The sequence below is a fragment of the Helicobacter sp. 23-1045 genome (genome assembly GCF_053654655.1).
The window spans coordinates 82,699-109,479 of record NZ_JBSIUR010000007.1; the positions used below are offsets into that span (position 1 = coordinate 82,699).

General features: G+C 40.5%; 22 protein-coding genes and 2 pseudogenes. 13 read left to right on the top strand and 11 right to left on the bottom strand.

Annotated features, from left to right (window positions below; all coding sequences use genetic code 11):
* Nucleotides 1–6: 6 nt before the first annotated feature.
* The 5 genes from ACWIUE_RS08240 to ACWIUE_RS08260 form a co-directional block, all read right to left on the bottom strand.
* Nucleotides 7–372: a glycosyltransferase family 2 protein gene (locus tag ACWIUE_RS08240; protein WP_454136246.1), complete on the bottom strand. Its 366-nt coding sequence runs from the start codon at nt 370–372 to the stop codon at nt 7–9.
* A complete protein-coding gene (locus ACWIUE_RS08245) occupies nt 359–1,624 on the bottom strand; it encodes a glycosyltransferase family A protein (RefSeq protein ID WP_454136247.1) in 1,266 nt (421 codons plus the stop codon). The genes ACWIUE_RS08240 and ACWIUE_RS08245 overlap by 14 nt, the downstream gene beginning before the upstream one ends.
* Nucleotides 1,621–3,435: a translational GTPase TypA gene (typA, locus tag ACWIUE_RS08250; RefSeq protein WP_454136248.1), complete on the bottom strand. Its 1,815-nt coding sequence runs from the start codon at nt 3,433–3,435 to the stop codon at nt 1,621–1,623. The genes ACWIUE_RS08245 and typA overlap by 4 nt, the downstream gene beginning before the upstream one ends.
* An 87-nt stretch (nt 3,436–3,522) precedes the next feature.
* Nucleotides 3,523–6,726, bottom strand: coding sequence for an Eco57I restriction-modification methylase domain-containing protein (locus tag ACWIUE_RS08255; protein WP_454136249.1), 3,204 nt, complete (start codon nt 6,724–6,726; stop codon nt 3,523–3,525).
* A complete protein-coding gene (locus ACWIUE_RS08260) occupies nt 6,716–9,748 on the bottom strand; it encodes a helicase-related protein (RefSeq protein ID WP_454136250.1) in 3,033 nt (1,010 codons plus the stop codon). Before ACWIUE_RS08260 ends, ACWIUE_RS08255 begins: the two co-directional genes overlap by 11 nt.
* Before the next feature lie 88 nt (nt 9,749–9,836).
* On the opposite strand from ACWIUE_RS08260, the gene ACWIUE_RS08265 reads away from it, so the two are divergent.
* The 7 genes and pseudogenes from ACWIUE_RS08265 to ACWIUE_RS08295 all read left to right on the top strand — a co-directional run bounded on the left by ACWIUE_RS08265 (nt 9,837) and on the right by ACWIUE_RS08295 (nt 16,634).
* Nucleotides 9,837–9,968 (top strand): hypothetical protein, encoded by a 132-nt coding sequence (locus ACWIUE_RS08265; RefSeq protein WP_454136251.1) that lies wholly within the window; start codon nt 9,837–9,839, stop codon nt 9,966–9,968.
* A 101-nt stretch (nt 9,969–10,069) separates the two neighbouring features.
* Nucleotides 10,070–12,820 carry an alanine--tRNA ligase gene (gene alaS, locus ACWIUE_RS08270; protein WP_454136252.1) on the top strand — a complete coding sequence of 917 codons (2,751 nt, stop codon included), beginning with the start codon at nt 10,070–10,072 and terminating at the stop codon, nt 12,818–12,820.
* A gap of 2 nt (nt 12,821–12,822) precedes the next feature.
* Nucleotides 12,823–12,937: pseudogene (gene ccoS / locus ACWIUE_RS08275) on the top strand (cbb3-type cytochrome oxidase assembly protein CcoS); the annotation flags it as partial.
* 230 nt (nt 12,938–13,167) lie between these two features.
* Nucleotides 13,168–14,139, top strand: coding sequence for an NAD(P)-binding domain-containing protein (locus tag ACWIUE_RS08280; protein WP_454136253.1), 972 nt, complete (start codon nt 13,168–13,170; stop codon nt 14,137–14,139).
* A 2-nt stretch (nt 14,140–14,141) separates the two neighbouring features.
* The gene (locus ACWIUE_RS08285; RefSeq protein WP_454136254.1) at nt 14,142–15,032 is read left to right on the top strand and encodes a DUF2156 domain-containing protein; all 891 of its coding nucleotides are present in this window, start codon (nt 14,142–14,144) and stop codon (nt 15,030–15,032) included.
* A gap of 16 nt (nt 15,033–15,048) precedes the next feature.
* Nucleotides 15,049–16,311 (top strand): tetrahydrodipicolinate N-succinyltransferase N-terminal domain-containing protein, encoded by a 1,263-nt coding sequence (locus tag ACWIUE_RS08290; RefSeq protein WP_454136255.1) that lies wholly within the window; start codon nt 15,049–15,051, stop codon nt 16,309–16,311.
* Between the two features lie 14 nt (nt 16,312–16,325).
* A complete protein-coding gene (locus tag ACWIUE_RS08295; protein WP_454136256.1) occupies nt 16,326–16,634 on the top strand; it encodes a hypothetical protein in 309 nt (102 codons plus the stop codon).
* A gap of 189 nt (nt 16,635–16,823) precedes the next feature.
* Here the strand turns inward: ACWIUE_RS08295 and ACWIUE_RS08300 are convergent, their stop codons facing one another.
* The 3 genes from ACWIUE_RS08300 to ACWIUE_RS08310 all read right to left on the bottom strand — a co-directional run bounded on the left by ACWIUE_RS08300 (nt 16,824) and on the right by ACWIUE_RS08310 (nt 19,559).
* The gene (locus tag ACWIUE_RS08300) at nt 16,824–17,510 is read right to left on the bottom strand and encodes a tetratricopeptide repeat protein (RefSeq protein ID WP_454136257.1); all 687 of its coding nucleotides are present in this window, start codon (nt 17,508–17,510) and stop codon (nt 16,824–16,826) included.
* Between the two features lie 95 nt (nt 17,511–17,605).
* Nucleotides 17,606–19,195 carry an RNA-directed DNA polymerase gene (locus ACWIUE_RS08305; protein ID WP_454136258.1) on the bottom strand — a complete coding sequence of 530 codons (1,590 nt, stop codon included), beginning with the start codon at nt 19,193–19,195 and terminating at the stop codon, nt 17,606–17,608.
* Nucleotides 19,196–19,208: 13 nt separating this feature from the next.
* Nucleotides 19,209–19,559, bottom strand: a complete 351-nt coding sequence (locus ACWIUE_RS08310) for a hypothetical protein (protein ID WP_454136259.1) — start codon at nt 19,557–19,559, stop codon at nt 19,209–19,211.
* A 215-nt stretch (nt 19,560–19,774) separates the two neighbouring features.
* On the opposite strand from ACWIUE_RS08310, the gene ACWIUE_RS08315 reads away from it, so the two are divergent.
* From ACWIUE_RS08315 to ACWIUE_RS08325, 3 genes are all read left to right on the top strand, one after another.
* A complete protein-coding gene (locus tag ACWIUE_RS08315) occupies nt 19,775–20,386 on the top strand; it encodes a tetratricopeptide repeat protein (protein ID WP_454136260.1) in 612 nt (203 codons plus the stop codon).
* Between the two features lie 105 nt (nt 20,387–20,491).
* Nucleotides 20,492–21,139 carry a glycosyltransferase family 10 domain-containing protein gene (locus tag ACWIUE_RS08320; RefSeq protein WP_454136261.1) on the top strand — a complete coding sequence of 216 codons (648 nt, stop codon included), beginning with the start codon at nt 20,492–20,494 and terminating at the stop codon, nt 21,137–21,139.
* Complete coding sequence (locus tag ACWIUE_RS08325; protein ID WP_454136262.1) at nt 21,087–21,542, top strand: hypothetical protein; 456 nt, start codon at nt 21,087–21,089, stop codon at nt 21,540–21,542. Before ACWIUE_RS08320 ends, ACWIUE_RS08325 begins: the two co-directional genes overlap by 53 nt.
* Here the strand turns inward: ACWIUE_RS08325 and ACWIUE_RS08330 are convergent.
* The 3 genes from ACWIUE_RS08330 to ACWIUE_RS08340 form a co-directional block, all read right to left on the bottom strand.
* The gene (locus tag ACWIUE_RS08330) at nt 21,472–21,738 is read right to left on the bottom strand and encodes a hypothetical protein (protein ID WP_454136263.1); all 267 of its coding nucleotides are present in this window, start codon (nt 21,736–21,738) and stop codon (nt 21,472–21,474) included. The two genes, ACWIUE_RS08325 and ACWIUE_RS08330, sit on opposite strands and share 71 nt — an antisense overlap.
* A 145-nt stretch (nt 21,739–21,883) precedes the next feature.
* The gene (locus tag ACWIUE_RS08335) at nt 21,884–22,024 is read right to left on the bottom strand and encodes a hypothetical protein (protein WP_454136264.1); all 141 of its coding nucleotides are present in this window, start codon (nt 22,022–22,024) and stop codon (nt 21,884–21,886) included.
* A gap of 26 nt (nt 22,025–22,050) precedes the next feature.
* On the bottom strand, nt 22,051–23,049 hold the full coding sequence (locus ACWIUE_RS08340) for a glycosyltransferase family 2 protein (protein WP_454136265.1): 999 nt from the start codon (nt 23,047–23,049) through the stop codon (nt 22,051–22,053).
* Between the two features lie 81 nt (nt 23,050–23,130).
* On the opposite strand from ACWIUE_RS08340, the gene ACWIUE_RS08345 reads away from it, so the two are divergent.
* From ACWIUE_RS08345 to ACWIUE_RS08355, 3 genes and pseudogenes are all read left to right on the top strand, one after another.
* Nucleotides 23,131–24,630 carry a TolC family protein gene (locus ACWIUE_RS08345; protein WP_454136266.1) on the top strand — a complete coding sequence of 500 codons (1,500 nt, stop codon included), beginning with the start codon at nt 23,131–23,133 and terminating at the stop codon, nt 24,628–24,630.
* Between the two features lies 1 nt (nt 24,631).
* Nucleotides 24,632–25,900, top strand: coding sequence for an efflux RND transporter periplasmic adaptor subunit (locus ACWIUE_RS08350; RefSeq protein WP_454136267.1), 1,269 nt, complete (start codon nt 24,632–24,634; stop codon nt 25,898–25,900).
* Between the two features lie 49 nt (nt 25,901–25,949).
* Nucleotides 25,950–26,615, top strand: a pseudogene (locus ACWIUE_RS08355) (ABC transporter ATP-binding protein); the annotation flags it as partial.
* Between the last annotated feature and the right edge of the window lie 166 nt (nt 26,616–26,781).

Genomic DNA, 26,781 nt, shown 5'->3' on the forward strand with positions numbered 1-26,781 from the left:
GTGTAGTTAAATGCTACAATATCTAAATCCCCCCCCCCCGTTTATAATCGCAGAATCTACCCTTTCACACGCATTCAATGCTAATTTATCATCGCCATCTAAAAATAGCAAATACTCGCCTTTTGCATTTAGTGCGCCAATATTTCGCGTGGCAAAAGTGCCGAGATTGCGCGAATTTTGCAGAATCTTCACTCGCTGGTCACTTAGCGCAAACTCTTTTGCAATCTCCACACTTCTATCGCCTCCGCAATCATCAACGCAAATAATTTCAATGTTTTCATAACTTTGATTTACCGCACTTTGCAGGGTTTGGGCGATAAAATTTTCCACGCGAAAAATGGGGATGATGATAGAAAATCTAGGATTTTGCATTTTTGCCCTTTAATGCAAATCGCCGTAAATAATTCTCCAAATCCCGCGCGCGCGACTTTATCGCAAAATAAAAATGCCAAAATGTGAGATTTTTATATCCCATCGCAGAGAGATTTTCCCTTGCTTTGGGGGCGTAGAAAGTTTTTGCGTTATAAAAATTATCGATGTAATTTTTGGCATACCAAAGAGTGGATTTTTTGAAATATGTTTCATCGCCTCCAAATGCCCTCCAAAAATCATAGATTCTGCGTCCCATCGCCACTAAACAATAACTTTTAAAATACCCTCGCAAATCTTTATAATCATCAAAGTCCGCCCTCAAAGGTCGCAAGAAATTAGGCAGTTTTGTAAGCAAATCCCCCCCCCCGTTTGCGTTTTGCGTATTCATTATAGATTCTGCTCTTTGGCGATAGATATAAAGTGGCGCGTTTTGATATGCCACCTTGTGCGCCAAGCAAAAAAGTAGCGTCCCAAAGTCGTGGTCCTCGTGATAAATATTCTCGCTAAATCGCAAAGCATAGCGGTTCAAAATCCTCGCGCGAAACGCCCCCTGCCACGCAAAGAAAAAGGCATAATACTTATTTGCCACAAGCATTTCTAATCCGCTTTCATAATTTTGCTTTTTGATATCGCTCAAATACCATCCATTTTTGCGCTCCCCGCACTCGCTTAAATCGCTCCAATTATGCGCGAAAATCTCTAAATTTTTTTCGCGCAGATTCTGCATACAAATCTCAATGCAATCATTTTCCAAAAAATCATCGCTATCCAAAAAGTGGATAATCGCAGAATCTGGCAGTTTTTGCGTAATGAAAGAATTTATTTGCGCTAAATCGCTTTTGATAAAATTTGGCGATATTTGCGTAAAATGGGCGTTTATCTCGCTTGGCGAAATCTCTTTTGTGGTCGCGTTTTTAGTGTGGGTTTGGGTAAATGATGGTATTTTATCGCGCAGATTCTGCGATTTGAAAAACTCACGCAACGCGCTTCCTTTGATGAACTCTAATCCAAAATTCCGCGCAGAAGAAAGTCCGCCATTTGGTTTTGAAATGACAAAAATGCGCTCATCTTTTTTTGCAGAATCTAGCGCGATTTGCAAACTCTCATCACTGCTGCCATCATCTACCAAAATTATGTCCAAATTCTCATAACTTTGATTTAGTGCAGAATCTACGCATTCGCGCAAATACGGCGCGACATTATAAATGGGGATGATGATTGAGACAATCGCAGAATCTGGGGCGTTTTTCATTTTTTGCTATTCGCTCTTTTGCGCAAGTTTGGTTCTAAAATCTTTTTTCGGATTCGCAAGTTCAAAGGTGTGATTTCTAAAATCTCATCTTCTTCTATCCACTCTAATGCCCGTTCAAGCGTCAAATCTCGCGGTGGCACAAGTTTGATTGCCTCATCTGCCCCGCTTGAGCGCATATTAGTAAGGTGCTTTGCTTTGATGGGATTGACATCTAAGTCATTGTCCCTGCTGTGCTCGCCTATCACCATTCCCACATAGACTTTTGCCTGTGGCGCGATAAATAGCACCCCTCGCTCTTGAATGTTAAAAAGCGAAAATCCTGTCGCCTCGCCTGCTTCCATAGAGATGAGCGCGCCATTTTTGCGCGACTCCACGCTCCCGCTAAATGCGCGAAACTCTAAAAAGCTGTGATTCATCACTCCCTCGCCCTTTGTATCGGTCAAAAACTCACTTCGATAGCCGATAAGCCCTCGTGCGGGAATCTCAAACTCCAATCGCGTAAATCCGTCATTCATAGGATTCATCGCTTTCATCTCTGCCTTTCTGCGCCCAAGTCGCTCGATAATCGTCCCGCTAAAATCCTGTGGCGTGTCGATTACCAAATGCTCAAATGGCTCTTTTTTCACGCCGTCTTCCTCTTTGATTATCACTTCGGGGCGTGAAATGCTAAACTCAAAGCCCTCGCGCCGTAGATTCTCCGCTAGGATTGTGATTTGGAGCTCGCCTCTCCCGCTCACGCGGAATTTCCCTTCACCCATTTCCTCGCACCGCATTGCGATATTTGTCTGCATTTCTTTGAGCAATCTATCTTTGATTTTGTTTGCGGTGATGTGTTTGCCCTCCGTGCCAGCTAGCGGGCTATCATTCACCGCGAAATACACGCTCATCGTGGGCTCTTCTAAGTGCATAGGGTCTAGGGGCATAGGATTGTCCTTATCCACAATCGAATCGCCCACATCTACGGCGTTAAACCCTGCAATAGCGACAATGTCACCCGCTCCAGCACTCTCAATCTCGGTGCGGGCAAGTCCCATAAAGCCGATGAGCTTAGTGATTTTGCCTACTTCTTTTGTGCCATCGCCTTTTGCGAGCATTACGGATTCGCCCTTTTTGACAACGCCATTAAACACCCGCGCAATGCCGATTTTGCCGACATAGTTATCATAATCTAGCGTGAAAACCTGCATTTGGAGCGGATTTTCACTGCTACCACTAGGCGCGGCGACAGATTGCAAAATCGCTTCAAAGAGCGGCTCTAAATTCTTTTTTTCGTCCTCTAGATTGTTGATTGCATAGCCGTCTCGCGCTGCTGCATAAATCACGGGGAAATCAAGTTGCTCATCACTTGCGCCCATCGCTACGAACAAATCAAACACTTCATCTACCACTCTATCAGGCTCGGCGGCGGGTTTGTCGATTTTATTTACCACGACAATGGGGCGGATTCCAAAGCCTAGTGCCTTTTTTACGACAAATTTGGTTTGTGGCATCACGCCCTCTTGCGCATCGACAAGCAGTAGCACGCCATCGACCATTTTTAGCACGCGCTCGACTTCGCCTCCAAAGTCCGCGTGTCCTGGCGTGTCGATAATGTTGATTTTTGTGCCTTTGTAGTTGATTGCGGTATTTTTGGAGAGGATTGTGATACCGCGCTCTTTTTCTAAGTCGTTGCTATCCATTACGCGTTCATCGACTTTTTCGCGCTCGCTAAATGTGCCTGATTGGCTTAAAAGCCCATCTACTAATGTCGTCTTGCCGTGGTCTACGTGTGCGATAACGGCGATATTGCGGATATGTTGGGTATTTTGCATTGTGAATTTGTCCTTTAAAATCGTGGATTAAAAAGCGCGGATTGTAGCGAATTATAGCTAAAAATGCAAATGCGTTGGTGGGGCGATTCACATTTGATTCACATAAGAGCCAAAATGCGTGAAATTGCATTTGTTATTGTGAGATTCTGCGATTTGGATTTCATCAGAATCTAAATCGTAGAGTTTATAAACCAAATCATCGATTTTGGATTCGAGTGGGGTTGTGTCTTTGCCTTGTGATTTAGATTCAAGGATTTTATCCACGAGATTCACAATCTCATCGGCGGTTTTTTGGTTTTTCGCCGTTATTTTTGGGATAGGGATTTTTTCTAATGCGTGCTTATTGTATTGATACCCTTTTTGCCCTAAAATACAACCTCCACAAAAATTTTTAAAATAAAATGTTATCAAAGTGCTATTTAATAAACCAAGTAAAAATTTTGTATTTAAATTTTTGCTAATAATCATAAAAGAAGTTTTTTCTAAAAATATCTTTGTGCTGTCATACATAAAATAAGCACCTTGCGAAGTTTCTGGATACACAATCTTTTCTTTCTCAAAATCCTCCAAATACGCGCAATTTCGCAAATTATACGGCGTTGTGCCTTTGTCGGTGCGCTTTTGTAGTTGTGTGTAGAATCTATCCAAATGCGCCTTTAGTGCGGGATATTCGCCTATGTCAATGGGCGGGATTTTCGCGCCACTTTTAGTTTCATAGCCGTTGTGTGTATTTATCAGCCACAGATTCGCCCATTCATAGCTATATCTTTTAATGTCGCGTCCTCGCAAAATTGGCTTTATGATTTGCTCTGTGCGTTTGCGCTCTGCACTAGATTCGCACGAATCTAAAATCGCTTCTTTTGTCGCAGTGTCGATAATAAAGGCTTCATTGTAGCCCGTTAAAACGCCACGATAGATTTCAATATCCCATTCTTTAAGCGGTGTGCCGATTTTTTCAATCTTTTGTTTTAAATCTAGGGTGTGTGAATCTACAAAGATAAAGGCTTCGGCATTGAGCGAATCTTGGGGGATACAATCGCAATTTTTAGATGATAAATCTTTGGCATAGCGGATTTGGTTATTTTGTGGAGCGGACTTTGATACTTGGAGTATGCACGAATCTACGATAGCGTTTTCAAAGATTTTTATGCCATTAAAATCTGTGTAGGATTCAATGGTGTGGCGCAATAATAATGAGCGCAAGTTTTTGCCATAGCCTGCGCGGGCGAATTTGTTGCTAACGATGTAGGTGAGAATGCCTTGTGGTGCGAGTAAATCTAGGGCTTTGGCAAAAAAGTAGGTGTAAATATCTGCGGTGCTACACGCAAAATCTGCAAATGCGGATAAAATCGCTTGTTTGTTGGGGATAGATTCTTGGCGGATATAGGGCGGATTGCCTATGACAATGTCAAAAGATTCTACGCCAAACATATACGCGCTATCGAAAAATTGCGCTATATCGTTGGGATTAAAGGGATTCCATTTGGTAAGTGGCATCTCGCCTTGTTTTTCAAATAATAAATCTTTTGCGATTTTGTCTATCGTGGCTTTGTATTTTGATTGTAGGGCGATTTTGTCGTGGCTAGTAAATGTTTCGGTGCGGATTTGTTGCAATTCTATCAAGCCTTTTTCGTAAATATCGCTGCCAAGCTGTCTGCCACGCGAATCTTGCAATGAGGTCTGCAAAGGCAAAAGCGAGTTGCTGGAGATGAATTTAAATTCTAAATTTGGCAAGGGGTTTGGCTCTTTGCTGTGGCTAAAATCCTCATCGATGATAAGGGAGAGAAAGCAACGAAGTCGCGCGATTTCGGTAGCCATCGGCTGAATATCCACGCCATAAATGCAATTTTGTAAAATCTCTAATTTGCGCGTATAAAGTGGGCGTGTGTCGCCTAAATCGCTTTGGATACGGATAATCTCACTCAAAATCCCCATAGGAAATGCGCCACTACCACAAGCGGGGTCTAGGATTTTGATATTATTTATGGCGGTTAAGATTGGTTGCTTTTGCGCATCATCGCAAGAATCTATGCTACCAAATACAAGATTTTCTAAAAATTGTGAATCAACCTTGTCTTTTAGTGTGGTTTGCAAATGCGATAAAATCGCGCTACGCACCATATAGCGCACGATTTCGCGGGGCGTGTAGTAGCTCCCTGTGGCTTTGCGAAGTGTGTTTTTATCTAGTTTTTCTAGCTTGTTGTCCGTAAAAAGTTGGGATAACAGACTCTCAAAAATCTGCCCCAAAAGCTCGGGGTCTAATGCCACTTCCTCCGCGCTCTCATCTGCCTCATCGATAGTAAAATGATAAGAATTAAGCGTGATAAAAAGATTTTTAAATAGGGTGTTTGAAATGTATGGCGAATCGATATTTGAATTTTGCGAATCATAAAAATCATTGTCCTGTGGGCTAAATAATCCGCCATTTAGGTAAGGAATCGCGCTTAAAAGGCTAGTGATTTGCTCGGGCAAAGAGTCGTAATCGCGTGAATCTTTTGGCGTGTTTAGCGTGGCAAAAAAGAGTGGCTCTAACACTTCGTGGTAATAATTTTGGCTCAAAGCTGTATCCCAAATATTTGGGTTTATAATGCTCTTTTTCTCCAAAAATTTACAAAACAAAATGCGTGAAAATAGGCGCAGGACAAAATCACGCTTGGTTTGCTCATCGCTTGTGTTTGGTAATGTGAGATTTTCTACAAAGTCCGCAAAATGCGTGAAAATTTTTTTATAAAACTCTTTGTTTAGGCTTGAAATGCTTAAAGTTTCTAAAATCTCTTTGTAATAATTATCTACTTCTTTTGGTTTGATTTGGGCGATTTGGTCTAAATTTTTTCGGTGGGCGTGGCTTGGGTGGGCTAAATCTATATCTTTTATGAGAGTGATTTTTTCTAAAACATCTTTTGTGTTTGTGATTTTATGTTCTCGGCGTGTGGCAAAGGCTATGGATAAATGCGTAGAGCTTACAAAAAAGATAATGTTATAACTTGTGATTGCTTTATTTATATCACGAGTGGCATCTATCAAATCCGCCCTTTTGTGTGAATGTGTGTTAATAAGGCTAAATGCTAGATTGTTATGTCCGCTTTTGGAGCTTTCTAAGTTGTCATCGTTTTTTGCATTAGAATAAAAAATAATCGCATTTGCAAAATCAAAATTTTCATTTGATAGATTCGCTATATTTTCGTTACTTGCTTCATCTTTGTATGTTGGAAATAACAAATCTAGCAAATCTTTGAATGATTTGCTTTGGGATTGGAGATTTTGTAGGGCGGTTTTAATTTTATCTTGCATTATTTTGTCCTTGTAATGTGGTAAAGTTTGGGTTTATAAGTAGCCACGCTATTAGTTTAAATGGCTTTGGTTTGGGATTTTTAGGGACAAGTCCGCCATCTCGCGAAGCATTTTGAGAGATTTGCTTTTGCATTGAATCAATTTGCTCATTTAATTTTTGTGTCAAATCTGCAAAAATGTGCTTTAACACGCTAATATCTCTGTAATCGTTGGTAAGCGTTTCAAGAGAAGTGATTGCTTCTTGGGGTGGCTTTTGCGTGAGTTCTTTTAGTGGGAGGATTTGCGATAGATTTGCGTATTTGTCAGTTTGCCTCACGCTTGGGTGCAAAATCTTGCTTGAAATGTCATAAATGCACGGATATAGTTGCTCGATAGATTTTGTGTGCGAATCTAGATTTTCTAAAAGTGCGAAAAGGAGGTTTTGGGAATCTAGATTGCCACGATTTGCCGTTGGCAAATCTCGCAATGACGAATTGAGCGCAATCGAAAAAATGCCATTTTGCAAATGGCTAGGCGGTGGAGTGGTAAAATCAAAGAGATTTGAGAGATTGGCAAAGGCGTTAGATTCTTGCTCTAATGCGATAAATTCGCTCTCCATTGCTTTTAGCTGTTTTGCGCGTAAATCTTTGTGTGCGCTGTATTTTTTCTCATTTATCGAAAATGGATTTTCTAGCGCGGTGGCGGAGTTTGCCGCTTCTAATTTGTAGCGGAGCTTTGCTTCTAAATCGATATATTCTTCTAACTTCATATCGGGGAAAAAATGCGTGATATGATTTAGCTCGTGCTTTGAGCCAATGCGCCAAATCCGCCCGATTCGCTGAATCGCACGGACAGGATTAAACGCAATGTCCCAATTTAGCAAGTTTGCACAATCTTGCAAGTTTTGCCCCTCGCTTAGACAATCTGTGGCAACTAAAATGTCGATTTCACACTCGCCATCTTTTAGCTCGTAATGCAGGGATTTTGGCGAAAATCGCTTTTTAAAATTGCTAAAATCTTTTATGCCTGTGTTGCCTGTGATAGATTCGATACTCAAATGCGAAAAAGTCGCTTTTAGTGCGTCTGTGAGTGCGTCTGTGGTAACTATGCTCTCTGTAAAAATGATGAGTTTTTCGCGCTTTATGTCGTTGCAAGAATTTATGAGTTTTTTTAGGGCTTTGAATTTTTCGCTTTTGGGGAAATCGCGCTTTGAATCATAAGAAGCTAACTTTGATTTTATATGAAGCAATTTATCCAAATCGCTTTGAATATCGCTATAAAATCCATCGCTTAAATCGCTAATGTAGTTTGAATCTATAATGCTTTGCAATCGCTGTGGGAATGCGCTAGATTCGTCTAAATCATCACTAGATTCGCTAAAATCGCCATCTAAAAAGCTCGTGTGGTAATCAATGATTTTATCTAAAATGCTACTAAACGCATCGACACTAGATTCTAATGCTTTGATAAGCGACATACATAAAAATCCTCGTGGCGTGGAGTAATCGCCTAAATTTGAAAGATTGTCGCTTTTTAGCAATTCGATGATTTCGCGGGGCAAATACCGCTCACTATAAGGGTCATAAATGCAAAATGTTAGGCTATTTTTGCTTGGATTTACGCCCAAAATTTCTAGCAATGAATCTATGCTAAAATCGATATGCGTGGGGATTGATGAGCAATATTCTCTCTTGGGTTGTTTTGTAGGTAGGGATTTGCCCTGTGATTTTAGGTGTGCTTCTATGTCTTGTGCGGAGCGCGAAAAGATGAGATTGCAAAGTTTGTAATAATCAGGTGGCAGGATAATTTGGGATAAATCATTTGAATCGTTGAAATCCCCTTGCAAATCTTTATAAGAATCTTGCAAATCTTGTTTGGTGATTTCATTTGCGCGTTTGCAAATTGCTATGGGATTTAGCACCTTGCCATTTATGGTAATGTAATCGCTATTTAGCGTGAGCTGTCTTGCTAAATCCAAATAGCTATTGTTTATCGGTGTGGCAGAGAGTAGCAAAATATGCGAATCTCTCCCTAATTTCTCTTTAAATTTGCGATAGGTAGCGTTATCGTTGCGAAAGTTGTGGGATTCATCGATGATGACTAAATCTGCATTTTGCAAAAATGCGTTTCTATCATTTTTGTTTGTCGCTTCATCATAACTATAAAATTTAATATTTTGATTTTGGATAAACAAATTTTGTGAATCATTTTGATAGCTCTCCCATTGTGCTTTTAGCTTGGCTGGGGAAATAATGGCGATTCGCTTATAAAGCGTGGCAAGGGCTAATGCACTCAAAGTCTTGCCACTGCCCACAGGGTCTGCAAGTAAGGCTATGTGATATGTTTTTAGTCGTTTTAGTAGCTCTTTTGTCGCGCTTTTTTGAAAATCATAAAGATTGTAAGCCTGTGCGCCACGCTCTAAATCGTGCGTTTCATTGGCGGATAAATCCTGTGTCTCATCTATAAAATATGGCGCGATTTTATCAATAATGTCTTTTGGGCTATGGTAAAAATAGCTTGTATTAAGCAAATTTAGCACGGCTTGCGTAGAATCTATGCAGTCTTTTAAGAGATTGTCAAAATAGATTTTGCAGTCTTTGGTAGTCGCTTTGGAATCACAAAGCAAATTTAGCTCTTTATTTGAGCTTGTCCCATAAAGCCCCAAACCACTTGCGGTTAGATTTGAGCTACCGATGATGGCGTTTTGCTCGATTTTGGGATTGGTGCAATCGTAGAGAAAATACATTTTTGAGTGGATTAGCGTGGCGCGTCCTTTTTTGCTATCAAAAGTATAGATTTTGATAGATTTGTGGCTATCGATAAAATCATAAGCGATTTTAGTAGCACTAATCTCATCTAACTGATTTTTGATAATGTCTAACTCGACATTATTTAGCTCATCGCTATGGCGCAAATAAAAGGCAATGCTAGAATCATTTGTGCTAGGCGAATCTTTGCCTAAAATTATGGTAAGTGAGTTTAGTTTGTCGCTAAATCGTGCTATTTCTTGTAATGCTTTGGCATTGAAAAAACCGCTAATCACGCATAAATCAACTTTGGCAGGATATGAATCTATGAGATTTGATAGGCGATTTATGAGGGTGTTTTCGTTCTCGTTTGTGATGAGATAAGTGAGATTTAAGGCTAATTTCGCAGAATCTAGCGCATTTTTCGCTGAATCTAATTTATTTTTCGCTGAATCTAATTTGCCATATTCGCTACGGTGGGGGGGGATTATACATTATAAAATCCTTAAATTTTAAAATTTAAAAGCGCAATTATACATAAAAAAATTCGCCTTTTTTAAGCAGAATCTTAACACTTTTTTTATACAATCCGTGCTTTTTTAAAGAAGGATTATCGTTTGGATATTAGAGAGAAATTTTTGGATTATTTCAAGGCACACGGGCATCAAGTCTATGATTCGATGCCGTTAGTGCCAAATGATGCGAGTTTGCTTTTCACAAATGCGGGAATGGTGCAGTTTAAGGACATTTTCACAGGCAAAATCCCCGCGCCAAAAATCCCCCGTGCCACAAGTTCGCAGCTTTGCATTCGCGCTGGTGGCAAACACAATGATTTAGAAAATGTCGGCTACACGGCGCGTCATCACACGCTTTTTGAAATGCTTGGGAATTTTAGCTTTGGAGATTATTTCAAAGAGGAAGTGATAGAGTTTGCGTGGCAGTTTATCACGCGTGAGCTAGGATTTTCAAAAGATAAGATTTATATTAGTATCCACCACAGCGATGATGAAGCGTTTGGTTTGTGGAAAAAGTTCGTAGGCGAGGACAAAATCAAACGCTTTGGCGATAAGGACAATTTCTGGCAAATGGGCGAAGTAGGACCTTGCGGACCTTGCAGTGAGATTTATATCGACCAAGGGGAGGCGAATTTTAGCGGTAGCGAGGATTATTTTGGTGGCGATGGGGATAGATTTTTAGAGATTTGGAATTTGGTTTTTATGCAATATGAGAGAGACAAAAATGGCAACTTACGCCCACTCCCGCGCCCTAGCATTGATACAGGAATGGGATTAGAGCGCGTGATTGCGCTAATTGAAGGCAAACTAAATAATTTTGATACTTCGCTTTTTGCGCCTTTGATGAGTGAGTGCGAAAATCTCACAGGTAAGCCTTACAGCGATGAGTTTAAGGCGTCTTTTCGCGTGATAGCCGACCATATAAGAAGCATTGCGTTTTTATTAGCGCAAGGTGTGAATTTTGACAAAGATGGGCGAGGATATGTTTTGCGCCGAATCTTGCGCAGGGCATTGCGACACGGATATTTGCTAGGGCTAAAAGAGGCATTTTTATACAAGCTAATCCCCGCGCTTTGCAAATCTATGGCGCATTATGCGTATTTGGAGGATAAAAAAGCGCACATTATGGAGCAGTGCAAGTTAGAGGAAGAGCGATTTTTAACCACAATCGAATCGGGAATGAAGTTATTTGAAAAAGAAACAGATAGGCTTATCTATAACGATGAACAAATAATAGAAAAAAACTCTGAACAAATTGATTATTTGCTTAATGTTGCAGATGTAGCTACTAATTATCCAAAACTCAATAAAATACATATGGATAAAATAAATAAAAGTGTTGGTAAATATAAAAAGACAGAGGCCGAAATTGGAATATTAGAACAACGAAACAAGTTTGATGGAGAAATTGCATTTAAGCTATATGATACTTATGGATTCCCATTGGATTTAACACAAGATATGCTAAAACCATATAATTATGAAGTAGATTTAGAATCTTTTAATAAGTGTATGGAGGCGCAAAAATCACGCTCCAAAAAAAGCTGGAAGGGCTCTGGCGATGAAATCAAAAATGGCGATTTTGGAGTGTTGCTAGAAGAATTTGGTGAAAATAAATTCATCGGCTACGAAGCAGATAGCGCACATAGCAAGATTTTGGGATTGCTTGATATAAATTATCGGCGCGTGGAGTGTTTGGATGGCGATGGATATATTTTCTTAGATTCAACCCCACTTTATGCGGAGGGCGGGGGACCTGTGGGCGATAGTGGCGAGATTTTTATGCGTGGCAAAAAAGTCGCAAATGTCATTTACACCAAAAAATATTTTGGGCTAAATATCAGCGAGATTAGCACGAGTAGCGAACTAAAAGTGGGCGATTTGGTAGAAGTGAGAGTTAGTGCGAATCGCATAGAAATCTCCAAACACCACAGCGCGACACATTTGCTTCATTCTGCCTTGCGAAAGATTTTGGGTTCTCATATCACACAAGCGGGGAGTTTGGTAGAGGCGAATCGTTTGCGCTTTGATATTACGCACCCAAAGGCGTTAAGCAAAGATGAGCTAAATGCCATCGAAGCGGAAGTGAATACGATGATTTTCTCCGCGCTTGATTCAAAGGTGGATTTTATGTCGCTAAATGATGCCAAAAAGGGCGGCGCAATCGCGCTTTTTGGCGAAAAATATGGCGAAGTTGTGCGCGTGGTGAGTTTTGGCGATGATGAAAATAGCGCAAGTTGTGAGCTTTGCGGTGGGATTCATATCCAAAATACCGCGCAAATCGGCAATTTTTACATTACAAAAGAGAGTGGCATTTCAAGCGGAGTGCGCCGAATCGAAGCTGTGTGCGGAAAAGCAGGATATAACTACACCAAAGAAAATTTGGCGATTTTGACAAATGCCCGTGAAGTGCTAAAAAATAGCGATATTATGAGCGGAATCGCAAAATTAAAAGAAAATATCCAAAAGTATAAGGACGCCAAAAGCAAGACAGATTCAAGCGTAAAAAGCCTAAATTTTGAGATGATTGATGAAGTGAAGCTGATGATTGTGGAAGTAGCGGCGAATCTAAACATTAAGGCAATCATCGATGAAGCAAAAAAGGAAAATCCCAAAGTCGCCATTATGCTTATCGCAAACGACAATGGCAAGATTAGCATTAGCTGTGGCGTGAATGGCGTGGCGAATCTATCGGCAAAAGAGTGGATTAAAGGCGTTTGCGAAGTGCTGGGCGGTGGCGGTGGCGGAAGAGATGATTTTGCCACTGCTGGCGGGAAAAATCCGCATAAGATTAAAGAAGCCTTGCAAATTGCGCGGGATTTTGCGCTAGAAAAAATCCAAAGCGATTCGTAGCGATGAATAGCGGAATGATTGCCGTAATGCTTAGCGTATCCTTGCTAATCGGGCTTTTGGGACTAATTGCGTTTATTTGGGGACTGCGCAGTGGGCAGTTTGATGATGAAAAGAAATTCACGCAAGGACTTTTGATGGATGGCGTAGATGAGCTAAATGACGCTTATCGCAATGAATTAAAGCGCGAATTGGTGCTAGATTCTGCGAAATATGCCAAAATCGCAGAATCTAGCGCAGATTCTGCGAATCGTGCGTCAAAAATGCGAGATTCTGCGTTAGATTCTGCGTCAAAATCGCAGAATCTAGATTTTAAAAAACATTAAATTTAAATTTGAAAGGATAAACCAATGAAAATCTATAATATCGCCATAATCGGCGGAGGACCGGGCGGAATCGCAGCTGCGGTTGAGAGTGTGATTTGCAAAATCGATGATGTGATTTTGTGCGAAAAGGGCGAAAATCACTCCACTACCATTCGCAAATTTTACAAGGACAACAAGCGCGTGGATAAGGACTACAAGGGCAAAAAGGTGGATTTGAATGGCAATATTTACTTTATGGATGGCACAAAGGAATCCACGCTTGATTTGTTTGATAAGATTTTGGCGACAAATAATATCGATGTGCGCTTTAAAACGGAGGTGGAGAGCGTGAGCCAAAATGGCGATATTTTCACGCTTCACTGCACAAGTGGCGATGAGCTAAATGCGCGATTTGTAGTGATTTCAATCGGCAAAATGGGTGTGCCAAATAAGCCAAGCTACCCTATCCCGCTAGAAATTCGCGACAAAGTCTTTTTTAACGCAAATTCAATCAACCAAAACGAAAAAGTCCTAATCGTAGGCGGTGGCAACTCTGCGGTGGAATATGCCTACTTTTTGGCAGAAAAAAATGACGCCACTTTGAATTATCGGCGCACAGAATTTAGCCGAATCAACGACACAAACCGCGAAATGCTTTTTAAAAGTATCGATTCAGGTAAGCTAAAAACCAAACTTGGCATTGACATTGAGAGCCTTGAATCGCACGACATTAACGGAGCTAAAAAGCCAAAAGTCAATTTTACAGACGGCACAAGCGAGATTTATGACAAAATAATCTATGCAATCGGCGGTGTCGCGCCTATCGACTTCCTAAAAAAATGCAATTTAGATTTAGATGACGCGGGAGTGCCTATTGTAAGCGATTCGTGTGAATCAAGCGTGAAAAATATCTTTGTGGCGGGGGATTTGCTATTTAAAAGTGGCGGTTCAATCGCAAGTGCGCTAAATAACGGCTTTGATATCGTGCTTGAAATCCAAAGGCGTATGGGGGCGTAGGGGTGCAATTTTTTGACATTAGCATCGATAAAAAGGGCATTATCGCGGATTTTTTCCACGCACAGCGCGTAGAAGCAAGTGATATGCTCTTTGGCAATCTCTACATTTGGCACTTTTCGCGGAGCATAAAATACGCGATAATCGATGATTGCCTTGTGGTGCTGACAAAATTCCCTAGCGAATCTTATCCATTTATCTTTTATCCGCTTGGGCGGGGCAATCACAGAAACGCGATTGCCAAAATGAAAGAATATTTTTTGGATAATCAAATGCCCTTTTCGCTTCGCAGTTTAGAGCAAAATCAAAGCGCGGAGTTAGAAAATCTCTTTCCAAATGCCTTTGAAATCGCCCCAAACCGCGATAGATTCGACTATATTTATAATGTGGAGGATTTGATTGCACTCGGCGGACGGGCGTTACACAAGAAAAAAAATCACCTAAATCGCTTTTTTAATCTCTATCCAAATTTTAGTTACGAGCGCATAGATTCTGCGAATGCGCTTGAAGTGCTTGGCGCGTATCAAAAGTGGTTTGAAAATAGCGATAAAAGCGATGGTTTGCAAAATGAAATGCTTGGTATTAAGGCGAGTTTGGAGAATTTTGCACAGCTTGATATGAAGGGCGGGGCAATTCGCATTGATGGCAAAATCGCGGCATTTTCGCTTGGGGAGCAAATCAACGAAGATTCGGTTGTCATTCACATCGAAAAGGGCAACACCTTTTATGCGGGGATTTATCAGGCAATCAATCAGCAATTTTTGAAAAATGAATGGGCGCATTTGCGCTTTGTAAATCGCGAGGAGGATTTGGGAATCGAGGGCTTACGCAAGGCAAAAATGTCGTATAAACCAGCTCAATTCGTAGAAAAATCCACCGCGATTTTGAAAAATTAAATTTAAGGAGTCCAAAATGACAAAAGAAGAGTTTAAGAAGTTTGTAGAGGTTGAAGGCGCGAAGTTTAGAGAACCGCTTGGGTTTGGGATTGCCAGAGTTGATTTGGGTGAATCGTATGGCGATTTGGGCGAATCGCTTAAAATCGCAGAATCTACCGCAGATTCTGCGAAAAAAGGCGTAGTTTTACAGGCAACCTATCCCGTGCTAAATTGGCGCGTGGGCGAAAAGTGCGAGAATTTGGGAAGCTATGCCGTGCTATGCCACGCACTTGAAAAAGCACCACAAAATCTAATCGCAAAAAGCGAAAATGAAGCGATTTATCGCGTGGATTCTGCGATTGTAGATTCTGTGTTGCAAATTTTTACGCCCTTTTTAGCCGAATCACTAGCCGATAAATCCGCGCACAAAAATATTCAAATGCTATTAGAGTTGCAAAAACAGGCGGATTTGGATTGTTGCAAATCGCCGTTTCGATTCGTGGTGATTTATAATGACGCGCAGTGCGAGAGTGTCGAATCTAGCTATATGAAGCTACTTGCGCTGTCTTTGGGAAAGGCGAAATTGCGCTCTTTGAATTTAGATGGCATTTTTGGATTGCTAGAAAATATCGCGTGGAGTGGCAATACGCCCTATCAGTTAGAATATTTGCGCCAAAATGAAATCGCGCTAAAAATCGCTGGAAAGTTCCCGCGAATCGACTTTGTGGATAAATTCCCGCGCTATTTAATGCAGGTAATCCCGCAGTTCGATAATATCCGCCTACTTGATTCGGCGAAAACCCGCTTTGGCGCGTATTTGGGAAGCGGTGGCTATACGCAAATGCCCGGTGCTAGCTATGTGAATTTCAACGCGGGGGTTGTCGGCAAATGTATGAATGAGGGGCGCATAAGTTCAAGCGTGATTGTAGGCGAAGGCACAGATGTGGGCGGTGGCGCGAGTATTTTAGGCGTGCTAAGCGGTGGCAACGCAAATCCTATCAGCATCGGCAAAAATTGTCTGCTTGGCGTGAATAGCTCCACAGGCATTTCGCTAGGCGATGGGTGCGTGGTAGATGGCGGAATCGCCGTGTTAGCGGGGACGATTTTTTATATTTCAAATGAAGAAGCGCAAAAGATTCGCGAGATTAACGATGACTTTGAAATAAAGGAAAGTTGCCTTTACAAGGGGCGTGAGCTATCTGGCAAAAACGGAGTGCATTTTAGGCAGGACTCAAAAAGTGGCGCAATGACGGCATTTCGTAGCAAAGTCCAAATCGAGCTAAACACGGCGTTGCATTAAAAAACGCGTTAGATTTGTGTGAATCAAGGGCAAAAATTTTGTTATTACAAGATTCTGCGATTTTACAGAATCTAGTGCGATTTTTTGAAAGTGCGAGATTCTGCGTCGCAGAATCTAAAATTCCCCCTCCCTTGCGGAGGGGGATTAAGGGGGTGGGTTTGTCATTGCGAGATTCGACAACGCCAAATCAAAGCAATCCAAAACTTAAAGCGAATCGCTCCCACTCCGTCATTGCGAGAAAATGCGTAGCATTTTCGTGGCAATCCGCAGGATTTGCGAGCAAAGCGAAGCAACCATCCAAAACACGCGAATCTAAAAGATAGATTCGCATAATATTTCAAAAGTGAATCGATAAATTATCACATTTAGATTCGCCAAAAGTCCGCGATTCACCTTTGATTCACGATTCGCATTAGTGGATTGCTTCGCCTTGCTGTCGCAAGGACTCGCAATGACGATAATTTCACGCGAATCTACAAAAATTTTTGCACCTTACAATGACAAACGCCAACTTATCTCACACCCCTTTCATTTAACTTTTTATACCCATCACAGCCATCTTGGTTACCAAAATCACAGGATTTGCCAAACAGCTCTTTTGCTTTGGATAGATTTTTTGGGACACCTTTGCCTTCCCCATACAATGCGCCTAGTCCCAAACAACCAAAACCACTTTGCATTTCACAGGATTTTTCTAAATAGCTTTTTGCTAGTTTATAATCTATTTTTGCGCCTTTGCCAACATAATATGAACGCCCAGTCACAGCGCAAGATTCTGCACTACCAAAATCACAAGCCTTTTTATTATATTGCAATGCTTTTATATAATCTTGCCTAACGCCCCAGCCTTCATAATAATGCTCCGCTAACATACCACAAGCGCTTCGCATCATTATAATAGCGGGGAGTTTTGGACTTAAACTACCATCGATTCGCTCTAATTGAAAACCATCTTTACTATTTGCTTTGTCGCATACCATTTCAAGATATTTTTTGGATTTATTATATTGTTTTTGCTCTTCGTGTAAAACTCCCAACTCAACACAAGCACCATAATTTTTAGCTTCGCATTGCCTATCAAAGTGCTTTATACAATATGATAAACTTTCATCACCACACAACAAATCTTGCGTCTCACCAGCATTTACGGCACACACGCCACACATTATCGCCACAAGGGCGTAAATTAACTTCTTCATTTATTATCCTTTCTTAATCAAATGTTGCCCTATTAAAGGCATTTTGTCTAACCGCCGACTTAAATCCACTTAAATTTCTATGTTTGCATTAGCAATTAGCCATATTCAAAAACATTGACTTCGTTTGATTGTGCGTATTTGGCTAATTTGCCAAGCTTTCGCCTATCGATTATAGGATATTTCTTAATCAAATCTTTTAATTCGTTGCAATTAAGCCAAGCAAGATTCCATAGATTTATCTCGTATTTTTTATTTTTAGGGAGCGAAGTTATATGACTTACTTCTTTGCATATTTGCTCATCAAAAATATCATTTTGAGTAACATTCAATTTAATGATAGCCCTTTGTAGCCAAATTTGCATATAGGCGTTATTGTTGATTTTTTGAAGTTTGCGGATTGTGCTATCAATAAATATTTTACACTTTATTTTATCTAGCAAAAATCCCAAAATCGACATAGCGACAGGATAAATCTTTGCGTTAAACGAAGCAATATCTACCAAAATAGCGACTAAAACTTTAATATTTTCTTTATTTAGATTTGTTTTAAATAGCCTTGCCCTGCGTTCTTTTTTAAATTTTTCTTTGGATTGATTTAAATCATTCAAAAGTATTGGCAAAATCTTATCAAGCGTTCCGCTATTTTGGTGTGCTAATGCAAATTTATGAAAAATAATAAGCTGTTTTTGAAGCGTGGTTTGTTCTTTCAAAAGAGATTCTACAAAAAGCCACTCAACTTTATCTTTTTTGATAGAATCTTGAATCACATTTTGAGAAGCTATCGTTTTGCTTGGATTTAGTTTAAGTCCCATTTCTGCAAGAATCATAGATAGATTTTTAAGTATTAAATCTGCAATTTGTGGATTATTGACAAAGATTCTATAATCATCTCTATAACGAATAATTCTAAAATCTTTTTTGTTAAGTTCTTTTAATTTTCCACTCAAAAGATTATCAATGTAGGCTAAAAGTATTTCGGCTATAAAATCCATTAAAACTGAGCCTTGTGGGATACCATTTGTCTGTCCGTAGCTCATAACCATAATGTATTTATCGATTTTATTGCCTAAATCGCTATTGCTTCTATTTGCTTTTGCCGTGTCTTTTGTATGTAAAGCCCAAGCAATAGAATGCGTATAGATTGATGGATAAAAATTTGTTATATCCGTCTCAAATAAATACTCAAATGCCAAACTATATTTTATAGATTCTTGCTCTACTTTTTCCCACCACTCTGTAATTTGCTCGGCTTTATTTGGCTTTTTGCTTTGTGATTTTATGGGGATACTATGGCATTTCACGCGACTATTTTTATTGAGTTTTTTAAAATTATTGCGTATAAACTCCCAATTTGCTTCATCTGTGATTTCGCGCACAAGATACACATAAATAAAAGGATTGATTAGCTCAAACGGACGCCAATCATATTTGCCATTTTTATTGTTAAATAATTTATAATTGACGCTATCAAAATTGTTTGCTGTATTGCCACCTATATTTTTAAACTCAATATTTTCTTTTTCGATTTTCTCATCTATCGCTTTAAGCAAGGGCTTAAATTTGATATATGGTGGTAAATCAAAATCGCAATAGCTTTTTTCTGTAAAGAAAAAATCCCTAGCTTCTTTATAGTCAAGCTGTAAAACATTTTTTCTTTTGTTGTTATTTTGGTAAAGTTTTTGCATAAGCTATTTACTGTTATTTTTGATACATTTTTATACCAAGCTCACTAGCGGTTTGCATAATTGCTTTCAATATCCAAATTCCAATAACTTCTTCGTCATATTCTACATACATTTTTCCAAGCCACCACCATAATGCTGGGCAATATGTAGCAGCTAACACACCAAAATCAAACCCTACTTCAATCATCAAATTCTCATCCTCCGTATTTAGAAAATTTCTCACATTTAAAATAATCGGTATCGCTTCTTTTTGATTATCTAACATACATAGTTTGCTAAGTCCAATAAAAAATTCTCCATCACCAACTTTATCTGCGTAGCCAATGCTAAAAATTAACATTAAAGCACAAATTAACTTTTTCAACCATTATCCTTTTATTTAAAATTTTCGCGCATAATACAAAAAAAAAAAAAAAAAAAAAACGCAAGTCAATAAAATCGCCTTATTTTTTCGTATTTTGTCGCAAATTTATGGCGTTGCGGTGCTTATCGCAATCGCTAAATTTCGCAAATGACTGCATAACGCCGATTTAGAAGCGCGATTAGCGATTTGCAAAATATGTGATTTATGGAGAATTTATGCTTTTTGGCTTGGCACTTGCGCAAGGTGCGATGATTTTGGCGATGCAAACAAGCGATGACGCGCTAACGCTTGAAGCGTGCAAGGGGGGCGAAGTCGCGCAGTGCGAGCAAACCATCGATTTTCTCAAAAAGTCCTGCGACAAAAAGGGCGCGCAGTCCTGCTTTACGCTTGGATACATTTATGAAAATGGCGTGGGCGTGGAGGTGCGAGTGGATTTTGCGATTGCGTATTATAAGCGCGGGTGTGATTTGCGAAGTGCGCTTGGGTGCGTGAATGCGGGGGCAATCTATGCGAAAATCGAAAATTTTGAAGTGGCAAATACTTACTTTTCTCGTGCGTGTGAGCTGCGAAACGCCGATGGGTGCTTTAATTTAGGCATTTCGTATTTATACGGGCAGGGCGTTAGGGAGAGTGCGTTTCTCGCCAAAATGCGCTTTAATGACGCCATCGAACTCTACGAAGAGGCGTGTGCTAGGGGCGATGCGAATGCTTGTCAAAGCGTGGCGGGGATTTATGCCTCTGGCGAGGCGGTGGAGGCGGACTTGCAAAAGGCGGAGGATTTCGCGCAAAGGGCGTGTGAGATTGATGAGCGATTTTGCGAATCGTGAGATTTGGCGAAATATGAGATTCTGCGAATCTAACGCAAAATCGCAGAATCTGCGCTAGAATCTAGCACGAGAATCGCAGAATCTAAAAAACTAAAAGGACAAAAAATGAAGCAAATCAAAATCGCATTTATAGATGGATGCGGGGGCGATGACTTGGCGTTATTTTCGCGAGTGCTGAAAGAAAATAGCGAAAATTGTGGCGATGAGTTTGAGTTTATCATCGATGAGAAAAACCCGCAATTTATCGTGTATAGCGTGTTTGGCACGCGTCACATTCACTATGATTGCGTTCGCATTTTTCACACGGCGGAAAATTGTCGCGCCGACTTTAATTTCTGCGACTATGCGATAACTTACGACTATTTGGACTTTGGTGCGCGGCATTTGCGCTATCCGTATTACCTGCGAAATCTCGTGGGCGTGGATAAAAATAGCGCAATTTATCAAAAAAGTGCCTTCTGTGCGGAGTTTGCCAAGCGCAAATTTTGCAGTTTTGTAGTAAGCAATGGCAAGGCAGATGAGTTGCGAAGCGCGGTATTTGAGGCGTTAAGCGCGTATAAAAAAGTCGATTCTGCGGGGCGTTTCAAAAACAATGTGGGATTTTTGGCGGATGATAAAATCGCATTTTTACGCAAATATAAATTCAACATTTGCTTTGAAAACTCCGACACAGCGGGATATGTGACAGAAAAAATCATCGATGCCAAAAAGGCAGATTCTGTGCCTATCTATTGGGGGGGGGGGATTTCATAGTGTAGATTCGCAGAATCTTGGGCGTTTTATCGATGATGGCGCGATTTTTAACAAAAAGGCATTTGTGAATTTTGCGGATTTTGCGAGTGTGGGCGAGTTTGTGGAGTTTATCAAATATTTGGATAGCGATGAAAATGCCTACATTGCGATGTTAAATGAACCTTTGATTTTGGACTCAAATGTTGTGGAGAAGGGCGAAAAGAGATTGGCGGAGTTTTTGCGAGAGATTTTTAGCGCGGATAATCCCTACGCGCGCGGTTTTGGGCAGTGGCGGATGAATTTAGAAAAGCGATATGTGCGATTTCAAAGGGCGCGCGAAGTGGTGAATAAAATCATCGATTGCTACCGCAGGGCGATATTTTTGCGCTTTTGGCAAAGACTTGGGGCGAAAAAACGGCGATAGATTTGGCGGGATATGCGTGGATTTTTGTGGTAGATTCTGCGATTTTTCGTGTGAATCGTGCGGGATTTTGTGATTTTTGAATAAATTCTGCGTTTTTTGCGCGAATCGCAGAATCTGCCACTGATTTGTCATTGCGAGATTTTGCGTAGCAAAATCGTGGCAATCCAAATCTTTTAATTGCGCCATAGATTGCCACGAAAATTCGCTACGCTCATTTTCTCGCAATGACGGATTATGTTAGAGATATTTCGCTTCGCTCAATATGACAAAATTGCGATAGATTCTGCGAATCGCACGAAAATCGCAAAATCTGTGATTTTTATTGTTTTTTACCCACCCCCTTAATCCCCCTCCGCAAGGGAGGGGGAGGTAGAGAAAGCCCCTCCCCTTGCGGGAGGGGTTTGGGGTGGGGTATTTATCGCAAGGGAGGGGGAAAATTTTTTAAGATTCTTCGCTTCGCTCAGAATGCAAAAATAATTCAAATGATTACCCCAGAACAAATTGCCATCTACTCCACGATTTCTTCTATAAAATACAGCGGTCTTCGTTTGGTTTCGCGGTAGATTTTGCCTATGTATTCGCCGATAATCCCAAGTCCTAGCAGTTGAATCCCGCCTAAAAAATACATTGAAATCACCATTGATGTCCATCCGCTTACCGCTTCGCCTGATATTTTTGTGATGAACGCCCACACGCCCACGCATAAGCTAAAAAATGCGATTAACGCGCCCAAAAGCGTTAAGATTCGCAGTGGTTTTATGCTAAAACTTGTGATTCCATCGATTGCAAAACTTAGCATTTTGAAAAATGGATATTTGGATTCACCCGCCACACGCGCGATTCGCTTGTAATATAATTTTGTGGATTTAAATCCTATCAGTGGCACGATGCCTCGCAAAAATAGATTTACTTCGCTAAATTCTAGCAAATGCCCCAAAGCGCGATTTGAGAGAAGTCTATAATCCGCGTGATTATGCACGATGTCCGCGCCCAAAATTTTCATAAGCCCATAAAACGCATTTGCCGTGCTTCGCTTAAAAAAGCTATCCTCTTTTCTATCGCTTCTCACGCCATAAATCACCTCATAGCCATTTTTGTAGCATTCCACGAATCTATCGATTAAATTTATATCATCTTGCAAATCGCAATCCAAACTCACCACGCAATCGCATTTGTCTTTTGCGTAAGAAAGTCCCGCTAACAGCGCGTTTTGGTGTCCTTTGTTTGTGCTTAAAGAGACAATTTGCATTTGCTTTGTTTTGTGCTTTTTTAGCAAGGATAGCGTTGAATCCTTGCTTCCGTCATTCACAAAAACGATTTTGCTTTTTTTGCTAACCGCGTTAGATTCGATTAAATCGCGCATTTTTTTATCAATAGTCTCAATGCTTAATTTAATGACTTCTTGCTCGTTGTAGCAAGGGATTATCAAAAACAGCACGGGATTTTTCGCAGAATCTTTCGCATTTTTCGCAGAATCTAATGCCGATTTTTTCGCAGAATCTTTCATAACTTCGCCTTTATTTCACAAATATTTCACAAATATTTTATTAAAATTTCGCTTTGAGTTTTAAAAATTAAAGGCATTTTTATGAAAAAACTAACTTTTTGCGCCATTTTTGCTTTGATAAATCTTCTTTTTAATGCGTGTAGCGCGACTTACACCGCAGAATCTCTAAAAAGCGACTTTGAAATGGGCGATTTTCGCAATATTTATTCGCAAAATGCGGAGCGCACGGATTCGCTTTTTGAGGTTTTTAAAGATGATGGTTTAAAAAATCTGATTCATAGCGCATTGTCGCAAAATAGCGATATTTTCATCTATGAGACGCGAATCAAAAGTGCCGAATCGCAAGTGCGACTAGCGATTTCAAAGCAGATTCCAGATATTAGCGCAAGTGCGAGTTATAGCTACAATGGCGATTCGACTATCAATACAAGCCTTATGGCGTCTTGGGAGTTAGATATTTTTGGCAAATATGCCTCCGCAACGGATGCGCAATATGAGCAATTAGAAGTCGCCAAAAGCAATCTAAAATATTTCCAAATCTCCCTAATTAGCGACATTGCCCTAGCGTATTTTAATCTCAAATATTTGCAAAATAATATCGTTTTAACCAAAGAGCGCGTCATAAACTACCGCGAAATGCTTGAAATTATGGATTTTATGTATAAAAGTGGGTTGGTTTCTTTTAGTGATTTTTTGGAGAAAAAAGCAGATATGCAAAGCGAAGAACAGAGCTTAAACACGCTACTAAACGACTATGAAGCTAAAAAAAATGAGATTCGCACTTTGATAAATAATCGCAATTTCGTTTTTGATGATTCGCATATCACAGAGCAAATTTCGCAGGACGCGCAAAAAAACAGCTATTTTGCGATAATGCCACAATCCTTTGATATGCCAGATTTTAGCGTAAATCTAAATTCTAGCGCAAATATCATCTTAAATCGCCCTGATATTTCAGCGCAAATCGCGTCTCTAAATGCCGCCGTGCATAATCTAAACTCCGCCAAAGCGCAAATGTATCCCACGCTAAATGTGAGCGGTTCGCTTGGCAAGGCGTTTTTGCAACCTGCGGATTTTGTGTATAATATTTTGGCGTCCCTTGCAATGCCGTTATTTTCGCGCTTTGAGATTTATGAAAATATCAAAATCAGCGATTACACGCGCCTAGAGGCATATTATTCGTTGCAAAAGGGCGTGAATACGGCGTTTAGCGAGATTGAAAATGCCATTTATTCGCTTGAAACAAATAGGGCGAATCTTAAAACGAGTTTAGAGATTCTCTCCCAAAATGACGAGGTTTTGGAGCTTTTGGAGCAGAGCTATTATGCGGGGCTAATCGACAAGGCGGAATATTTGCTTGCCACAAACAACAATTTGGCGATGATAAAATCAAGCAATACGGCGCATTTTAATGCGATAAGCGCGATAATTTATTTGTATCGTTCGATAGGTGGCAATGATGAGGATATAATTGCAAATAATTCGCCCGATTCGTCATTGCGAGGCGCACGAAGCGAAGCGAGTGCAACGAAGCAATCCACGAACAAGCAAAACAACACATTAAAATCACAAGGAAAATAAAATGACAAACATTTACAACACAATCAAACCAAGCAAAAAAACAAACACAAAAAAAATCATTGCGGTAGTAGCAATCATCGCAGTGGTAGCGATTATGTCGGTGCTTTTTATAAGCGGATTTGGCAAAGGCAATGTGCACTATATCACGCAAAATCCTACGCGTGGCGACATTAGCCAAGATGTAAGCGCGACAGGGACACTATCACCCACAGACACGGTGGAAGTGGGCTCACAAATATCAGGGACGATTTATGAAGTGCTTGTCGATGTGAATGATGAGGTGAAAAAAGGGCAGATTTTAGCAAAAATCGACCCAGAGAAGTTAGACCAAGCAGTCGATAACTTTGAAGCGCAGTTACAAAGCGCAAAAGCTGAGCTTACAAGCGCACAAGTTACGCTTGAAAACAAAAAATGGACTTATGAAAATTACAAAGATTTGTTTGAAAAAACGGATGGCAAATCGCCTTCGCAGTTGCAGTTAAAAACCGCTGAGTTAGAGTATAAAAGCGCACTTGCAAATATCGACATACGAAAGGCTAGTATTCGCCAACTTGAAACTTCGCTAAAATCTGCCAAAATCGATGTAAAAAACGCCATAATCACAAGCCCCACAAATGGAATCGTGCTTGTCCGTTCAATCGACCCGGGGCAGACCGTTGCGGCTAGTTTTTCAACGCCGACACTTTTTACAATCGCACAGGATTTAACCAAAATGAAGCTAATTTCTAGCGTCCTAGAGGCAGATGTGGGCAAAGTCAAAATCAACCAAGAAGTCGAATTTAATGTCGATGCCTACCCAAATGAAAAATTCATCGCCAAAGTTGCAAAGGTAAATTTCGCCGATTCAAGCTCTACCACTAGTAGCTCATCAAGCTCAAGCACAACAAGCTCAAATATCATAAGCTACGAAGTTACGACTTATGTGGATAACTCAAAACTTCTGCTTCGACCCGGAATGAGTGCCACAGCGACAATCAAAACCGCCGCTGTGAAAAACGCGCTAATTATCCCATATCAAGCATTGCTTTTCAATCCAAACGAGATAGAAAAAAAGGGCAACGCAATGTCTATGATGGGACCGCCCAAGCGCAATAAACGCTCATATTCAAACATCGGCAACAAAGGCACGATTTGGATTTTAGAAAACGGCGCGCCAAAAGAAATCGAAATTGAGATTGGCATTACAAATGGCAAAAGTGCGCAGATTTTAAGCGACAATCTAACCACAGATTCACAAGTCATTATCCAAAAAGATGATAGCAAAAAGTAGCGATTTGCGTGGGATTTAGGCAAAGATTCGCAATAAAAAAGGCGCAAAAATGTTTATAAAATTAAGCAATATCACAAAAACTTATGGCGAGGGGCAAAGCGCGTTTCGTGCGCTTAAAGGCGTGAATTTGGAGATTGAAAAGGGCGATTTTGTCGCGCTTATGGGACCTAGTGGCTCTGGCAAAAGCACGATGGCAAATATTTTGGGTTGCCTTGATGTCGCCACAAGCGGGGAATATCTCTTTGAAAATGTGAGCGTTTTTTCGCTTGTCCGCAATGAACGCGCACTTTTACGGCGACATTTTATCGGCTTTATTTTTCAGGGATTTAATCTACTGCCCCGCACCACCGCGCTAGAAAATGTCGAATTGCCCCTTTTATATCGTGGGACGCCAAAGGCGGAGCGACAAAAAATCGCATTTGAAGCGTTGAAAATGGTAGGGTTAGAGGCTTTTGTAAATCACACTTCAAATAAGCTTAGTGGCGGACAGCAACAGCGCGTGGCGATTGCACGGGCGATTGCAAGTAAGCCTTTGTTTTTACTAGCCGATGAGCCGACAGGTAACCTTGATACGAAGCGCAGTGTGGAGATTATGAAGATTTTGCAGTGGCTAAATAAGGATTTGGGGATTACCATTTTAATGGTAACGCACGAGCCTGAAATGGCTTCTTTTGCAAATAGAGAAGTGCATTTTTTGGATGGCAATATTGATGAAACAAAAAGCAATTTAGGCAATTCGCCTTTGGGTAATCATTGCGTAGATTTAGATAAAAACGCAGAATCTAGCACAAAAATCGCAAATAAATTCGCAGAATCTAAAAACGATTCGTCATTGCGAGGCGAATCGACAGATTCGCCGAAGCAATCCATAAAAAATAATC